This window comes from Streptomyces sp. R35, assembly GCF_041053035.1.
Taxonomy (GTDB): domain Bacteria; phylum Actinomycetota; class Actinomycetes; order Streptomycetales; family Streptomycetaceae; genus Streptomyces; species Streptomyces lutosisoli.
In genome coordinates this window covers 10,195,393-10,210,671 of sequence record NZ_CP163440.1, presented here as the reverse complement: position 1 = coordinate 10,210,671, position 15,279 = coordinate 10,195,393, and the positions used below count along the sequence as shown (strand labels likewise).

13 protein-coding genes are annotated in these 15,279 nt (G+C 71.4%); 8 read left to right on the top strand and 5 right to left on the bottom strand.

Annotation, left to right across the window (positions count from 1 at the left end):
* Position 1 precedes the first annotated feature (1 nt).
* Positions 2-1,036 (bottom strand): LacI family DNA-binding transcriptional regulator, encoded by a 1,035-nt coding sequence (locus AB5J50_RS45835; RefSeq protein ID WP_369264475.1) that lies wholly within the window; start codon positions 1,034-1,036, stop codon positions 2-4.
* Positions 1,037-1,205: 169 nt separating this feature from the next.
* Here AB5J50_RS45835 and AB5J50_RS45830 point away from each other — a divergent pair, with 169 nt between their 5' ends.
* The 4 genes from AB5J50_RS45830 to AB5J50_RS45815 all read left to right on the top strand — a co-directional run bounded on the left by AB5J50_RS45830 (position 1,206) and on the right by AB5J50_RS45815 (position 5,075).
* On the top strand, positions 1,206-2,630 hold the full coding sequence (locus tag AB5J50_RS45830) for an amidase (protein ID WP_369264474.1): 1,425 nt from the start codon (positions 1,206-1,208) through the stop codon (positions 2,628-2,630).
* 20 nt (positions 2,631-2,650) lie between these two features.
* Positions 2,651-2,875, top strand: a complete 225-nt coding sequence (locus AB5J50_RS45825; RefSeq protein ID WP_327433913.1) for a hypothetical protein — start codon at positions 2,651-2,653, stop codon at positions 2,873-2,875.
* 171 nt (positions 2,876-3,046) lie between these two features.
* On the top strand, positions 3,047-4,543 hold the full coding sequence (locus AB5J50_RS45820) for a flotillin family protein (protein WP_369264473.1): 1,497 nt from the start codon (positions 3,047-3,049) through the stop codon (positions 4,541-4,543).
* 85 nt (positions 4,544-4,628) lie between these two features.
* On the top strand, positions 4,629-5,075 hold the full coding sequence (locus tag AB5J50_RS45815; protein ID WP_327433911.1) for a type II toxin-antitoxin system PemK/MazF family toxin: 447 nt from the start codon (positions 4,629-4,631) through the stop codon (positions 5,073-5,075).
* Positions 5,076-5,183: 108 nt separating this feature from the next.
* Here AB5J50_RS45815 and AB5J50_RS45810 read toward each other — a convergent pair whose 3' ends face one another.
* The gene (locus AB5J50_RS45810) at positions 5,184-6,038 is read right to left on the bottom strand and encodes a TIGR02452 family protein (RefSeq protein WP_369264472.1); all 855 of its coding nucleotides are present in this window, start codon (positions 6,036-6,038) and stop codon (positions 5,184-5,186) included.
* 258 nt (positions 6,039-6,296) lie between these two features.
* On the opposite strand from AB5J50_RS45810, the gene egtA reads away from it, so the two are divergent.
* Genes egtA through egtD form a run of 4 tightly spaced genes read left to right on the top strand, consistent with a single transcriptional unit; the run spans position 6,297 to position 10,685 of the window.
* Positions 6,297-7,607 (top strand): ergothioneine biosynthesis glutamate--cysteine ligase EgtA, encoded by a 1,311-nt coding sequence (gene egtA / locus AB5J50_RS45805; RefSeq protein WP_369264471.1) that lies wholly within the window; start codon positions 6,297-6,299, stop codon positions 7,605-7,607.
* Entirely contained in the window at positions 7,604-8,935 is a 1,332-nt protein-coding gene (gene egtB / locus AB5J50_RS45800; protein ID WP_369264470.1) for an ergothioneine biosynthesis protein EgtB, read from the top strand. The genes egtA and egtB overlap by 4 nt, the downstream gene beginning before the upstream one ends.
* Complete coding sequence (gene egtC, locus AB5J50_RS45795) at positions 8,935-9,726, top strand: ergothioneine biosynthesis protein EgtC (protein WP_369264469.1); 792 nt, start codon at positions 8,935-8,937, stop codon at positions 9,724-9,726. Before egtB ends, egtC begins: the two co-directional genes overlap by 1 nt.
* The gene (egtD, locus tag AB5J50_RS45790) at positions 9,723-10,685 is read left to right on the top strand and encodes an L-histidine N(alpha)-methyltransferase (RefSeq protein ID WP_369264468.1); all 963 of its coding nucleotides are present in this window, start codon (positions 9,723-9,725) and stop codon (positions 10,683-10,685) included. Before egtC ends, egtD begins: the two co-directional genes overlap by 4 nt.
* Before the next feature lie 55 nt (positions 10,686-10,740).
* Here egtD and AB5J50_RS45785 read toward each other — a convergent pair whose 3' ends face one another.
* The 3 genes from AB5J50_RS45785 to AB5J50_RS45775 all read right to left on the bottom strand — a co-directional run bounded on the left by AB5J50_RS45785 (position 10,741) and on the right by AB5J50_RS45775 (position 15,081).
* A complete protein-coding gene (locus tag AB5J50_RS45785) occupies positions 10,741-12,003 on the bottom strand; it encodes an extracellular solute-binding protein (RefSeq protein ID WP_369264467.1) in 1,263 nt (420 codons plus the stop codon).
* 115 nt (positions 12,004-12,118) lie between these two features.
* The gene (locus AB5J50_RS45780) at positions 12,119-13,534 is read right to left on the bottom strand and encodes a cellulose binding domain-containing protein (RefSeq protein WP_369264466.1); all 1,416 of its coding nucleotides are present in this window, start codon (positions 13,532-13,534) and stop codon (positions 12,119-12,121) included.
* Positions 13,531-15,081, bottom strand: coding sequence for a beta-N-acetylhexosaminidase (locus AB5J50_RS45775; protein WP_369264465.1), 1,551 nt, complete (start codon positions 15,079-15,081; stop codon positions 13,531-13,533). Before AB5J50_RS45775 ends, AB5J50_RS45780 begins: the two co-directional genes overlap by 4 nt.
* Positions 15,082-15,279: the final 198 nt, after the last annotated feature.

Below are 15,279 nucleotides of genomic sequence, written 5' to 3'. Positions count from 1 at the left end.
CTCAGCTCGACTCGCGATGCACGACCCGCGCTCCCAGTACCTCGTGGGTCTCGGGCCCGGCGCCGGGTTCACGGACCGCCCGGTCGACCAGCTCGGCGAGGTCGCGTCCGGACGGCAGCTCGATGTGGACGGTGCTCAGCCGGGGCCGCAGCAGCCGGCCCAGCATCAGGTCGTCGGCGCCGATGACGGCCGTCTCGTCCGGGATGCCGATGCCCTCGTCCTGCAGGGCGCGCATCAGCAGCATCGCGTACTCGTCGTTGTACGCGAACACGGCGTCGAGGCCGAGGGAGCGCCAGCGCGCCGCGAGCCGGGCGGCGGCCTCCTCCTCGTACGCCAGTGGCAGCTCGGTCGCCGACGCGTCGGTGTTGTGCAGGGCCCGGCGTACGCCTTCGAGGCGGGGCTTGGAGAAGATCTCCAGGCCGGCTTCCTCGGGCACCACGACGCCGATGCGGCGGCGGCCGCGGGCCACCAGGTGGGCGCCCGCGCTGTGGCCGACCCGGTCGTGGTCCATGAGCAGCGCGTGCGCGCCCTCGACACGCTCGGGGCCCAGGGTGACGACGGCGCGGGCACCAGAGCGCTTGAGGACGGCCACACCCTGCGGGCCGAGCCCGCTGCCGGGGACCAGTACGGCGACCGGCCTGAGCTCCGCCCAGGCGCGGGCGGCCTCGTCGCCGTGCAGGCCGACGCTGCCGTACTGCACGACGGTGTAGTCGAGACGGCTCAGCGCCCACTGGAGTTCGTTGAAGAACTGGCTGTAGAGGGGGCCCACGGGCACGGACGGCGCGGGCATCAGGACCATGCGGCTGTGCCCGGCGCGCAGACTGCGGGCGGCGGCGTGCGGGACGTACCCGAGCTCCTTGGCGGCCTCGTGGACGCGGCGGCGGGTGGGTTCGCTGATCCGGACGGCGCTGGTGTTGTTCAGGACGTACGAGACGGTCGCGCGGGAGACGCCCGCCAGGCGCGCCACATCGGCGCTCGTCGGCACGGGTCGTTGTGCGGGTGACGGCGGGGCGGACTGCTTCGGTATCTGCACCATGACGTATCGCATCCTTGCAGAGGCACTGCGTGCCGCTCGGTGCCGGGGGGAGCCCAGGGCCTCCGGACGGCGGAACTCCCGCTTCCACAAAGGAACTTCCGCGTCCGGTGTCGGATGGCCCGTCCGGAGGTTACCGTTCGGTAGACGACATGCTTCGGAGGTGACCCGGATGGCTCCCGACCGTGCCGCAGGTCTGGCGGAGTGCGCCCGCGCCCTCGCCGCCGGCGAGGTGACCGCGCGCGAGGTGGTCGAGCGGGCGCTGGCCCGGATCGAGGCGACCCAGCCCACCCTGAACGCCTTCCGGCTGGTGCGCGCCGAGGCGGCGCTCGCCGAGGCCGACGCGGCGGACAAGGAGCTGGCGGCCGGGGTGCGGCGACCGCTGCTCGGGGTGCCGGTGGCGGTCAAGGACGACATGGACGTGGCGGGCGAGCCGACCGCGTTCGGCTGCCGGGGCGACCATCCGCCGCAGGCCGAGGACGGTGAGGCCGTACGCCGGCTGAGGGCGGCCGGGGCCGTCGTCATCGGCAAGACCAACACCTGCGAGCTCGGCCAGTGGCCCTTCACCGAGGGTCCCGCCTTCGGCGCCACCCGCAATCCGTGGCACAGCGATCACACCCCGGGCGGCTCGTCCGGGGGCTCCGCGGCGGCGGTGGCGGCGGGTCTGGTCCCGGCGGCGCTCGGCTCGGACGGCGCGGGCTCGGTGCGCATTCCGGCCTCCTGGACCCATCTGATCGGTATCAAGCCGCAGCGCGGCCGGATCTCGACCTGGCCGCGCCCGGAGTCCTTCCAGGGCATCACGGTCAACGGAACGCTCGCCCGCACGGTCGCGGACGCGGCCCTGCTCCTGGACGCGGCCGGCGGCAATCACGACGGCGACCTGCACCAACCGCCCGCGCTGCGCGTCTCGGACGCGGTGGGCCGCGATCCGGGCCGGCTGCGGATCGCGCTGTCGCTGAAACCGCCGTTCACCGCGCTGCCCGCCCGGCTCGACCCCGTCGTACGGGCGAAGGTCCTCGCGCTCGCGGAGCGGCTCGCGGCGCTCGGGCATGTGGTGGAGGAGGCGGAGCCGCGATACGGGCAGATCGGGCTCACGTTCATCCCGCGCGCCACGGCCGGTCTCGCCGAGCGGGTGCGCGATGCGCCGTTCCCCCATCTCCTCGACCGGCGCACCCGTGACGCCGCCCGCCTCGGCCGGCTGCTCGGCGGCGCGCCGCTGCGGGCGGCCCGGCGGGCCGAGGCCACGCTGCACCGGCGGATCGGCGCGCTCTTCGACACCTACGACGTGCTGCTCGCGCCGACGACCGCCGCTCCCCCGCCGCGGATCGGCTCGATGGTGAACCTGAACGGTCTCGGCACCGACCGGGCCATGATCGCCGCCTGCCCGTACGCCTGGCCGTGGAACATTCTCGGGTGGCCCGGCGTGAACGTCCCCGCGGGTTTCGTGGGCGACGGCCTGCCCGTCGGCGCCCAGTTGCTCGGCCCGGCGAACAGCGAGCCGCTTCTCGTCTCCCTGGCCGCCCAGTTGGAGGCGGACCGGCGCTGGCACGAATGGTGGCCGCCGCACCAGACTCCAGCGGACTCTCCGGCGGCGTAAGCGAGTTCCGGCCGTACTCTGTGACCATGGACGATGCGTCGATGGTCGGGTTGATGGGGCGGGTGACCGGCACGGTCGGACCCGGGCTCGTCGGCGAGGTGATCGTCCGGGTGCGCGGTGGTGCCGAGCACTTCCTCGCGTATCCCGCCGCCGCGAAGGACCGCATCGAGCGGGGCACGGTGGTGATGGTGGTGGAGTATCTGCCGCCGCGAACGGTGTACGTGTCGGCCGCGTACGACGCCTGACGCGCGCCCCGTACACGCCAGTCGACAGCTCGTCTGTGACGGGTTCGCCCCAGGTGAGAGCCGTACGCGTCAAGATTGCAACAAGGATCCGTCAGCGTCTGTACCCGCGCCTTGCACAGGAGCACACTCCCGTTCGTTCGGTGCCGATAGGGCACCATGCAAAGGGGGCGTATGCCGATGGTTGTCGGCGTCGTGGCGGGGGCTGTTGTCCTCGCACTGATCTTCATCGTTGTGGTCTTCAAGCTCATGTGGCGTGTCGCGGAGCCCAACGAAGCGCTGATCATCTCCGGTTCGAAGCATCGGACCGAAGGCCTTGAAGAGGGCATGGGATTCCGCATCGTCACGGGGCGCGGAACTCTGGTCCTGCCGGGTGTGCAGGCGGTGCGCAAGATCTCGCTCGATCTCAACGAGACCGAGCTGCACGTGGACTGCGTGACCCACCAGGGCATTCCGCTGAAGGTGCGGGGCGTGGTCATCTTCAAGGTGGGCGACGACTTCGTGTCGATCGCCAACGCGGGCCGCCGGTTCCTCGACCAGCAGAAGATGATGGCGGAGCGGGTGCACAACGTGTTCGCCGGTCATCTGCGGTCCATCGTCGGCGGGTTGACCGTCGAGGACATGATCCGCGACCGGGAGAAGCTGACCGGCCAGACCCGGGCCGCATGCGGTACGGAGATGGAGAAGCTCGGCCTGATCGTCGACTCGCTGCAGATCCACGAGATCGAGGACCCGACCGGGTACATCAAGAACCTCGCGATGCCGCACGCCGCCGCCGTACAGCGCGACGCGCGCATCGCGCAGGCGGAGGCGAATCGTCTCGCCACCGAGGCCGAGCAGAAGTCGTTCGCCCGGATGTCGGAGGCCACCCGGGACAGCGAGATCCTCCAGGCCGGTTACCAGGCCGAGCGCGACAAGGCGGCGGCGAAGGCCCGGCAGGCCGGACCGCTCGCCGACGCGGCCGCCCGGCAGGACGTCGTCGTCCAGGAGACCCGCATCGCCGAACTCGACGCCCTCCGCCGGGAGCAGCAGCTCCAGGCGGACGTCCGCAAGCCCGCGGACGCGAGGGCGTACGAGATCCGGGCCCACGCCGAGGCCGAGCGTGACGCGCGTATCTCTTCGGCGCAGGCCAAGGCCAAGGAGACCGAACTCGCGGCCGCGGCCGAGGCGAGCCGGGTCAAGTCGGCCGCCAACGCCGAGGCCGAGGCGACCAAGGCGAGGGGTGCGGCCGCGGCGACGGCGACCCGTGCCACCGGTGAGGCCGAGGCCGCCGCCGCGCAGGCCAAGGGTCTGGCGGCCGCCGAGGCGACGCGTGCGCAGGGTCTGGCGGAGGCCGAGACCATCAAGGCGCGGGCCGCCGCCCTCGCCGAGAACCAGGAGGCCGTGGTCGCCCAGCAACTCGCCGAGAACTGGCCGGAGATCGTCCAGGCGGGCGCGAGCGCGTTCGGCAACGTCGACCACATGGTGCTGCTCAACGGCGCCGACGGCATGGCGGACATGTTCGCCAAGGCGCTCACCATGGGCGGCACCGGCCTTGGCCTGGCACGCCAGTTGCTCGCGTCGATGAACCAGGACGGGGCGACGGGCAACGGTGCGGGGGCTTCGGCTGGGCTCAACGGGGTCGTGGCGCCGCGCACGGAGAAGGTGACGGTGGAGAAGGACGAGAGGTGAGCCGTTGAGGCAGTGAGGCCGTGAGTCGGTGAGGCTTCGGGGGTACGGGAGTTGGCTTCCGTACCCCCGAAGTAACGTGTGCACCGTGACTGCCTCTATCGACGAAGACGTGCCCGGCCGCTACGGGCCCACCGCGACCACCGAAGCCGAACCCCGCGAGGTCGGCCGGGTCAAGACCGAGTACTCCCCCGCGCATGACGGCGATCCGGATCCCGGCGAGATCGTCTGGACGTGGGTGCCGTTCGAAGAGAACGACGGGCGGGGCAAGGACCGGCCGGTGCTGGTGGTCGCTCGCGAGGACGCAGGGACGCTGCTTGCCGTGCAGTTGTCCAGCAAGCGGCACGATGGTGACCGCGAGTGGGTGCCGATCGGCTCCGGTCCGTGGGACCGGTCAGGGCGCGATTCGTGGGTGGACGTGGATCGTGTGCTGCGGTTGTACGAGGACGGTATGCGGCGCGAGGCGTGTGCGCTGGACCGGATGCGGTTCAATCTCGTGGTGCATCGGTTGCGCGAGCGGTACGGGTGGCGTTGAGCGGGGCGCGGTAAAGGCCGGTGGGATGCTGCGGGTCCGTTGTGGCTGGTCGCGCCCACGCGGCGGAGCCGCATGTGTCACAGCCCCGCGCCCCTGAAAAGCGGCGCGTTACGGGGCCCGGAGACTAGATTCGAACTGTTGCTCGAAGGCACTGCGTGTCGCACTGCCCGGCGTGCGGTCCAGGATTCCGAAGACGACGTGCTCGAAGTGGGCCTCGAAGCGGCCCTTGATCAGCAAGTCACGGAAGGCTTTCGCCACCTGGGCCGGGTCGTTCTGGAAGACGCCGCAGCCCCAGGCGCCGAGGACCAGGCGGCGGTAGCCGTGGGCCGCGGCCACTTCCAGGACGCGCTCGGCGCGGGTGGCGAGGGCGCGTGGGAGGTCGGGCGCGCGGTCCGGGGCGGTGCGCAGGACCACTCCGGCGTTGGGGGCCGCCGCGGTCAGGAATCCGGCCGGGTACGGCTCGTCCAGGAGCCGGCCGCGATCGTCGCGGATGACGGGCACGGCGGGTGAGTGGATGACACGGTCCGTGTAGAACGGGTCGCGGTGGCCGCGGTGGTGATCGTAGAACTCCCTGGCCCCCAGCAGGCACGTGTACAGCGCGGAGGCCCGGCACAGGGCCTCTTCCTGGGCCTGCGCGCCGTTCAGATAGCCGCCGCCGGGATTGCGTGCGGAGGAGAAGTTCAGGACGGCCACCGGGTCCTCGGCCAGGGCCGTGAGGCGTCGGGCGGCCTCCAGGCTGCTCTCGGCCGTGACCTCGAACAATGTGCCCGGGAGAGCGGCCGACGTGTCCTCCGCACTGGTCTCCGGTGCTTTCACCGGATCCGGGCCGTACATCCGCGTCCCGGCCCGCGCGGCATCGACCGCCGCGGCGATCGGTACCTCGCGCCCGTGGGACGCGCGGTACCCGCCCGCCGCGACGATCTCCTCCGTCTGCTGGGCGATCGCACGCAGGCGCGCGCTCATGGCGCGACCCCCGTACGCGCCACGAGCGCCCCCCGCGTGATCTCCCCCGTCGTGCCCATGAACGCATCGTGAGCGATGCTGGTCGTGCGGCGCAACAGAGTTTCGCGGCTCCGCAAACAGTGTTTCCCGGTCCCGAAAGCGGCGATCCGCACCCTTGTGCGAACCGCCGAGAAGGTCTTGGGTGGGACGAGCGATTGCCGGTTCGGCCCAACAGGACGCCGGGCCGGCGACATGGTGGAATCTCAGGAGGATCCCGACATGTCCGATTCGGTAAGTGACTGTACGGAGCACCGCTCCGCTGTCACCGAGGCCGAGGTGGAGGCGCTGGTCCGTGGCATCTGCTTCAAGACCGGTCCGCCCCGCTTCCTCGGTGTCGAAGTGGAATGGCTCGTCCACGAGCTGCGGCAACCGCGGCTCCCGGTACCACCCGCACATCTCGAAGCGGCCTACGCCGCACTGCGGACCCTGCCCCTGCGTTCGGCGCTCACCGTCGAACCCGGCGGGCAGCTGGAGCTCAGCTCCGCTCCCGCCGCCTCCCTGATGGAGTGCATCGGGTCCGTCTCCGCCGACCTCGACGCCGTACGCGCCACGCTGCGCGAGGCGGGCCTCGGCCTCAGTGGCTACGGCCACGATCCCTGGAACCCCCCGAGCCGCTTCCTCCATGAGCCGCGGTACGACGCCATGGAGCGGTATCTCGACCGTGCGGGGCCCGAGGGCCGCGCGATGATGTGCAGCTCCGCCTCCGTCCAGGTGTGCCTGGACGCCGGGTACGAGGAGCCGGGCCCGCTGGGTCACGGGCGTCGCTGGTGGCTGGCGCACCAGCTGGGCGCGGTCCTGGTGGCCGCGTTCGCGCACTCCCCTGTGGCCCATGGGCGGCGGACCGGCTGGCGCTCCACGCGGCAGTCTCTGTGGGCGGCGATGGATCCCGGGCGGAGCAGCGCGCCTCCTCAGGGCGGCGAGCCGCGCGCCGCGTGGGCCCGGCATGTGCTGGACGCGCCGGTGATGTGCGTACGGGCGCCGAGCGGGCCCTGGGACGTACCGGAGGGCATGAGTTTCCGGGCGTGGACCCGGTCCGGCACACCGCCGGACCGGGCGGACCTCGACTATCACCTGACGACCCTGTTCCCGCCGGTGCGTCCGCGCGGTCATCTGGAGCTCCGCATGATCGATGCCCAGCCGGGCGACGACGGGTGGATCGTGCCGCTCGCCGTGACGGCGGCGCTCTTCGACGACGCGGAGGCCGCCGAGACCGCCTACCGGACCGTGAAGCCCCTGGCCGAGCGGGCGGACACGCAGCCGGCCCCGTGCAATCCGCTGTGGCGGGACGCCGCGCGGTACGGCCTGGCCGACCCGGAGCTGCGGGAGGCCGCCATCACCTGTTTCGCGGCGGCGTCTCAGGCTCTGCCCCGGCTGGGCGCCACCACCGAAGTCCTGGACGCCGTGGCGGAGTTCACCGACCGCTATGTGGCGCGGGGCCGCTGCCCCGCCGACGATCTGCTCATCCGGTTCAACGGTCAATCTCATGGCCGGTCTCACGGCCAGTTCCACGGGAAGGACATCCGCACATGACCGCGCCCGATTCGCTCACGGACCCGGAGTCGCTCAGGACACGTGCGCTGGACGCGCTGACCACGGCCCGCGAACGCACCGCGCTCCTCACGTCCTGTGTCGAGGATCCCGAACTGACCGCCCAGCACTCGCCGCTGATGTCCCCGCTGGTGTGGGACCTCGCGCACATCGGCAACCAGGAGGAGCTGTGGCTGCTGCGCGAGGTCGCGGGGCGCGAGGCGATGCGGCCCGAGATCGACGGGCTGTACGACGCGTTCGAGCATCCGCGTGCCGAGCGGCCCTCGCTGCCGCTGCTGCCGCCCGCCGAGGCCCGCCAGTACGCGGCCGAGGTGCGCGGCCGGGCGCTGGACATCCTGGAGAGCGCCGCGTTCCAGGGCACACGGCTGACCGAGGCGGGCTTCGCCTTCGGGATGATCGCGCAGCACGAACAGCAGCACGACGAGACGATGCTGATCACCCATCAGCTCCGCAAGGGGCCCGCCGCCCTGACAGCGCCGGACCCCGCTCCCGCTCCCCTGTTCACCGGACCCGCCGAAGTCCTGGTGCCCGAAGGCCCGTTCGTGATGGGCACGTCCACCGAGCCGTGGGCACTGGACAACGAAAGGCCCGCGCACCGGCGTACGGTCCCGGCGTTCTTCATCGACACCACGCCGGTCACGAACGCCGCGTACCAGGCCTTCATCGAGGACGGCGGCTACGGCGACCGGCGCTGGTGGACTCCGGAGGGCTGGGACCACATCCGGGCGCACGACATCGAAGCGCCGCTGTTCTGGCGTCGCGAGGGCGGGCAGTGGCTGCGGCGCCGCTTCGGTGTCACCGAGGTCGTACCGCCCGACGAGCCCGTGCTGCACGTCTGCTGGTACGAGGCCGACGCGTACGCGCGCTGGGCGGGGCGGCGGCTGCCCTCCGAGGCCGAGTGGGAGAAGGCGGCCCGCCACGACCCGGCGGCCGACCGCTCCACCCGCTATCCGTGGGGCGACGCCGACCCCACCCCGGAACACGCCAACCTCGGCCAGCGCCATCTGCGTCCGGCCCCGGCCGGCAGCTATCCGGCGGGCGAATCGCCGCTGGGCGTACGGCAGTTGATCGGAGACGTGTGGGAGTGGACGTCGAGCGATCTGCTGCCCTACCCCGGCTTCGTGGCCTTCCCCTACCGGGAGTACTCGCAGGTGTTCTTCGGGCCGGAGTACAAGGTGCTGCGCGGCGGCTCGTTCGCGGTGGACCCGGTGGCCTGCCGGGGCACGTTCCGCAACTGGGACTATCCGATACGGCGGCAGATCTTCTCGGGGTTCCGGACAGCCCGGGACGCCGCGCCCGGGAGTTCCTGATGTGCCGTCATCTGGCGTTCCTGGGAACCGAGGAGCCGCTCGGCGCGCTCCTCGTGGAGCCGGAGCACGGCCTGTTCCGGCAGTCGTGGGCACCTCGGCGACAGCGGCACGGGACGGTCAACGCCGATGGCTTCGGGGTGGGTTGGTATGCCGAAGGGGATGCCGTGCCCGCCCGGTACCGCCGAGCCGGGCCCATCTGGGGCGACCAGTCGTTCGCGGACCTGGCCCGTGTCGTGCGGACCACGGCCTTGCTCGCCGCGGTGCGTGACGCCACCGTGGCGGGCGCGGACGGGGAAGCCGCGGCGGCGCCGTTCGCCGCGGGCCCCTGGCTGTTCAGCCACAACGGCGCCGTGCCCGGATGGCCAGGCTCGCTGGCGCCGCTCGTCCAGACGCTGCCCGCGGTGGAGCTGCTGTCGCTGGAGGCCCGCTGCGACTCGGCACTCGTCTGGGCGCTGGTCCTGCACCGGCTGCAGGGCGGTGACGAGGAGAGTCAGGCGCTGGCCGACACGGTCCTGGAGGTCGCCGAGGCGGCCCCCGGTTCCCGGCTCAACCTGCTGCTCACCAACGGCGAGACGATCACCGCGACGGCCTGGGGCGACTCCCTCTGGTATCTCACCGAGCCCGGCCGGCGCACCGTCGTCGCCTCCGAGCCGTACGACGACGACCCGCACTGGCAGGAGGTCCCCGACCGCACACTGCTCACCGCGAGCCGCACCGAGGTGCTGCTCACCCCGCTCAAGGACATGAACGACAACATGGCATCGGCACCATCGAAGGAGCCCCGTACGTGAGTCCGTTCCTTCTCACCCGCACCCTGCCCGAGGACGCCACGGACGCCGCTCTGCGCGCCGACGTCCTGCACGGCCTCACCAGCACGCCCAAGACGCTGCCACCGAAGTGGTTCTACGACGCGTACGGCAGCGAGCTGTTCGAGAAGATCACCGAACTTCCCGAGTACTACCCGACGCGCGCCGAGCGCGAGATCCTGATCCGCCGCGCGCCGGAGATCGCCGCGACGACCGGGGCACGCACCCTCGTCGAGCTGGGTTCCGGCTCGTCCGAGAAGACGCGGTATCTGCTGGACGCGCTGCCGGGACTGCACACCTACATGCCCGTCGACGTCAGCGAGAGCGCGCTCACCCAGGCCGGGCACGCCCTGATCGAGGAGCACCCGGGCCTCGATGTGCACGCACTGATCGCCGACTTCACCGGCGGTCTCGCCCTTCCGGACACGCCCGGACCACGGCTCGTGGCGTTCCTCGGCGGCACGATCGGCAATCTGCTGCCCGCCGAACGCGCCGCGTTCCTGGCGTCCGTACGGGCGCTGCTGTCGCCCGGCGACGCGCTGCTGCTGGGCACGGACCTCGTCAAGGACGAGTCGGTCCTCGTCGCCGCCTACGATGACGCGGCCGGTGTGACGGCCGAGTTCAACAAGAACGTGCTGGCCGTCGTCAACCGTGAACTCGGCGCCGACTTCGACCCCGACACCTTCGACCATGTCGCCCTCTGGGACACCGAGCAGGAGTGGATCGAGATGCGGCTGCGGTCGCGTACCGCGCAGACCGTGAAGATTCACGCCCTGGACCTCGCCGTCGACTTCGCGGACGGCGAGGAACTGCGCACCGAGGTCTCGGCGAAGTTCCGCGAGGAGGGGGTACGCGACGAACTGGCCGTCGCGGGCTTGGAGTTGACCCACTGGTGGACGGACGAGGAGGGCCGCTTTGCACTGTCGCTGAGCATGGCCGGGTAGGAGTCCGCGGATCTCCACGGCCGGGAGCCCGTGGAGATCCGTCAGCGGAGATCCGTCACTCGCCCTTGTCCGCCAGCGCCTCGGTGATGCGCTCGGAGGCGCGCCGGGCCTCCGTCGCCGGGTCGGATCCGTTGAGGACCTTGGTCATGTAGGCCTTGATCGGGTTGTCGGCCTCGACGGCGGCCCACTGGGGCGAGGAGGGGGTCGCCCGGCCCTGCGCGGCGCCCGCCGCCATGGCCGCGGCTCCTTCCTCGCCCGCCACCGCTTTGGCGAGGGTCGTCTTGTTGGGCACGTAGTTCATCGTCCGGGCCAGTTCGGTCTGCCACTTGGCGCCGGCGAGTGCCGCGACGACGGCCGTGGCACCGGGGCGGTCGTCCGTGTTCTTGGGCACCACGAGGTCGGAGCCGCCGGTGAAGACCGCGCCGGGCGCGGCAGCGGTCCTGCCGGGCACCGGGAAGAAGCCCAGCTTGTCCTTGAGGGCGGGGTTCGTCCGCTCGATGGCCTGGACGAGCCCGGGCACGGCCACGAGCTGGGCGACCCGCCCCTTGGCGAACACCCCGGCCTGCGGCGGATGTTCCTCGTCGGCGTTCACGGGCCCGTCGCCGAGCGCCTGGAGCCGCCGGTAGAAGTCCATGCCGCGCAGGGCGGCCGGTGTCTGCAAAGTGCCCCTCCAGGTCCCGGCGGAAGCCTCCTTCGCGAGGTCGCCGCCCTCGTCCCAGATGAACCCGGAGAGGGTGTACCAGTCCTGTCCGGCCAGATAAATTCCCTGGTTGCCCGAGGAGTTGAGCAGTTCGGTGTCCGCGAGCCACTGGTCGCGGGTCTTCGGCGGCTGCTTGATGCCCGCCCGTGCGAACAGGTCCTTGCGGTAGATGACGACGCGGTTGGCCGCGTACCAGGGAATGCCGAACTGGCGGGAGCCGAAGCTGCCGGGCTGGGCGAGGCCCGGCAGCCAGTCCTCCCTGCCCCAGTCGCGCATCGATTCAAGGGTCAGGTCACTCAGACCTCCCCCGTCCACGTACTGCGCGACCTGGGTGTTGCCCACCTCGATGACGTCGGGTGCGTCCTTGTCCTCCCGCTTGAGCGCCGTCTGGACCTTCTCGCCGATCCCGGTCCACTGCTGGATGCGGATGTCGAGCCGGAGGTCACCGTGCGTCCGCTCGAAGTCCTCGGTGAACCGCTTCAGGAAATCCTTGGACGCGCTGTCCTTCATCAGCCACACCGTGACGGTCCGCCGACCGGACCCCGCTTCCGGCAGGGCACCGCAGGCGGTGAGCAGGGAGGCGGTGACGCATACGACGGCGAGGAGGCGATGTCTCACGAGGGGTCCTGTTCTGTCTTGCGGACAGGGATGAGGGGCCCGGCGTGGGGGACGAGCTCAACGCTCGTACGGGAGTTCTGATTTTGGTATGGACCAATCACCCCCGTCAAGGGGTTCAGGTTCCGGGCACGGTGTCCTGGAAGGTGGTCCCGGCGCTCCGGTACGCGGCGACCTTGGCCGCCACCTGGGCGGGGCTGAGTACCTGGTCCTTGACGTGCAGGACGTAGTCGACCTGTTCGTCGTAGGCGCGGGGTGTCGTACTGGTCTGCCCGGCCAGGTCGATGAGCCACTGGTTGAAGTTGATCGACATGGGCCGCTCCGGCAGATACGCGGCGTCGTGCGTACCGAAGAGCTGTCCGTCGATGTAGTACGTGATGCCGCTGCCGTCGATCGTCAGGACCAGGTCGTGCCAGCCGTCGTAGCTCCGGCGCCCCTCGGTGTGCTGGTTGACCGCCTGCCACGGGTCCGGGTTGTAGGTCTCCCAGGACGTCGTGTAGAGGATGTTCGAGGGCTCGCCCCAGCCGCCGTTGGGCAGATACTCGAAGTCGTACTCGGCGTAGTCGTCGGCCATCGGCGCGGTGAGGTCGTTGATGGTGAAGAACGTCTGGACGAGATGGTCGCCGTCGGGCCCGGTCTTGGGCGCGTCGGAGAACCTGACACGTGCCGCGTACGTACCGTTCTTGAACTTCATGGCCTTGGTGAGGACTTCGGTCTGTTTCGTCGAGGCACCGGTCCCCGCGGTCGACGTCTCCAGGTTCATCACCGAGCCGGCGCCGGAGCCGGTGAAGGTGACGTTCTCGGGGGCCCAGGTCGCACCGGAGACTCCGGGGCCACCGGAGTTGGAGCGGACGTTCCAGCCGTGCTCGGAGATCCTCGGGTCGGTGTGGCCGGTGTAGGCGAAGTCGTCGAAGAGCGCGCCGCCGTCGGTGGGCGGGTCGGTCGGATCGGGGTCCGGGCCGGGCTCGTTGCCCGCGGGCGCGGTCCCCCAGACGAGCGTGTTCGCGCGGGTCGCCGTCACCTTGTCCCAGTTCGCGTACGAGGTCCGCTCGGCGCCGAAGGAGTAGTCGTCGCTCTGGTTCAGGGTCTGCCAGTCGGAGCGGTAGAAGCGCAGCTGCATGTCGCCCGTGTCGGCGCCGGCCGCGAGGCTGCCCGCGCCGGAGGTGAAGCCGATCTCCAGATAGCGGTCGGCCGTCGCCGTCGGCTGCGCGAGCGTGCCGAAGGTGCCGGTGATGTTCGCGCAGCCCTTCACGGCCCACGAACACGCGAAGCGGTAGGCCATGCCGGCCGAGTCGGCCTTGAAGTAGTAGCGGACCTTGACCTCGCTCAACTGCACCGGTCCGCTACCGGTGTTGGTGACCTTCAGCCAGGGTTCGCTCTGGTCGGCGCTCGCACCGGTCGCGCTGGTGCGGTACTGCACACTGAGCCCGTCGGCGGCGGCGGACGCGGGCAGGGCGGTGAGTCCGGCGAGGGCGAGCCCCGCGGCCGCCGCGACGGCGATGGCCGTACGTGCTCTGTTGCCTTGTCGGTTCATGGATGTGTCTCCTCTCGGAGGGCCGGCAGCCGTGGCTCCCGGTGTGGGGGATGAAGCGGTACGCCGAGGGCGTGCAGGCGTACGCGGTGATGCCGCAGCCGGTGCGTGAAGTCCGGCCAGGGCCGGGGCGCCGACCAGGCGTTCTCCGCGAGGGCGCACAGCCGCGGGAACGCCCGGTACTCGATGTGCGCGGGCGTGGGCAGATACTCGGTCCACAACTGGGCCTGGGTTCCCAGGACTTGGGCTGCGGCCTCGGGCTCCCAGTCGGCGGGGGCCGGACGGAAGGCATGCACGGTGTCGAGGCCGATCGGCGGGCCCGGCTGGGCGGGCGGTTCGGTGCGACGCCCGGACTCCCGGTAGTCGAAGTAGGTGGACCGGTGGGGCGCCATCACCACCTCGTGGCCGCGCCGGGCGGCGGCGAGACCGTCGGCCGCGTCCCGCCATGGCAGCACGGTGAAGGAGCGCGGCAGGGTCACGCCGTCCTCGCACCAGCCGAGGGGCTTGCGCCCCCGGCGGACGAGGAACTCCCCGATCTGCCCCATGAACCAGCCGTGCAGTTGTTCGGGCCCGGCGAGCCCCTGCTCCCGCGCCCGCCGCCGCGCGTCCGGATGCGCCGCCCATTCGATGGTGGGGCACTCGTCGCCGCCGACGTGGAGGTACGGCGAGGGGAAGGTGTCCATGACCTCGTCGAGGACGGTGCGGCAGAAGTCCAGGGCCCGGTCGTGGACGCCCAGCACCTGCTCGGACACGCCCCACTCGGTCCACACGTCCAGTCGGCGGTCCGGATCGTTGCCGAGCTCGGGGTAGGCGGCGAGGGCGGCCCGGACATGGCCGGGCATGTCGATCTCGGGTACGACGGTGACACCGCGCGCGGCGGCGTGGGCGACGAGGCCGCGCAGCTCGGCCCGCGTGTAGCTGCCGCCGTGCGGGATGCCGTCCCCGGCGGTCTCGGCACGCCGGGCGCCGATCTCGGTGAGCCCCGGGTACGCGGCGACCGGCATGCGCCAGCCCTGGTCGTCGGTGAGGTGCAGATGCAGGGTGTTCAGCTTGTGCAGCGCCAGCAGGTCGATGAAACGCCTTATGTACGAGGCGGGTTGGAAGTGCCGGGCCACATCGAGCATCGCCCCGCGCCACGCGTGGCGCGGTCCGTCGGTGATCCGTACGCAGGGGAGGGTCCAGGCGACACCGCGTACGGGGCTGTCCGCGAGAGCGGCGGGTGGCAGCAGCTGGCGCAGGGTCTGTACCCCGCGCAGCAGACCGGTGGGGCCGGCCGCGTGCAGGTGTACCGCGTCGGGGGTGACCCTCAGCCCGTACCCCTCCCGGCCGAGGGCCGTGAGCGTCGGGTCGAGGGTGAAGGCGATCTGCCCGTCGGCCGCCGTGGGCAGCGACAGTCCGGTGGCCGGGGCGAGGAGCTCACGCAGCAGCGCGACGGCCGCTTCGGCGCCTGGGGCCGGCGTGACTGTCGTACGTCCGTCAAAGGTGAACCGTCCGGGGAGTACGACGAGTCTGCCGGGCGCGGGCAGAAGCGAGACGTCGGCTGCGGGCATGACGAAGAACCCTTTCGCGGCGGGGCGCGACCTTACCAATTGGTCATCTGACCTCTTGCGCGACTTGAAGGTGGCATAGACCAATAGGCGCGTCAAGAGGCCTTGCAGGGACGGAAATTGGGGGAGCTGGGGGCCCGTCGTATCGTCAACTGGTCAGGTGGGCGGTTAACATCGGGGCTGACCAGCCGAAGGACCGCC

Excerpts from the sequence above, each read along its gene's own strand:
- AB5J50_RS45835 (WP_369264475.1), bottom strand. The coding sequence starts at position 1,036 with ATGGTGCAGATACCGAAGCAGTCCGCCCCGCCGTCACCCGCACAACGA.
- AB5J50_RS45830 (WP_369264474.1), top strand. The coding sequence starts at position 1,206 with ATGGCTCCCGACCGTGCCGCAGGTCTGGCGGAGTGCGCCCGCGCCCTC.
- AB5J50_RS45820 (WP_369264473.1), top strand. The coding sequence starts at position 3,047 with ATGCCGATGGTTGTCGGCGTCGTGGCGGGGGCTGTTGTCCTCGCACTG.
- AB5J50_RS45810 (WP_369264472.1), bottom strand. The coding sequence starts at position 6,038 with ATGAGCGCGCGCCTGCGTGCGATCGCCCAGCAGACGGAGGAGATCGTC.
- egtA (WP_369264471.1), top strand. The coding sequence starts at position 6,297 with ATGTCCGATTCGGTAAGTGACTGTACGGAGCACCGCTCCGCTGTCACC.
- egtB (WP_369264470.1), top strand. The coding sequence starts at position 7,604 with ATGACCGCGCCCGATTCGCTCACGGACCCGGAGTCGCTCAGGACACGT.
- egtC (WP_369264469.1), top strand. The coding sequence starts at position 8,935 with ATGTGCCGTCATCTGGCGTTCCTGGGAACCGAGGAGCCGCTCGGCGCG.
- AB5J50_RS45780 (WP_369264466.1), bottom strand. The coding sequence starts at position 13,534 with ATGAACCGACAAGGCAACAGAGCACGTACGGCCATCGCCGTCGCGGCG.
- AB5J50_RS45775 (WP_369264465.1), bottom strand. The coding sequence starts at position 15,081 with ATGCCCGCAGCCGACGTCTCGCTTCTGCCCGCGCCCGGCAGACTCGTC.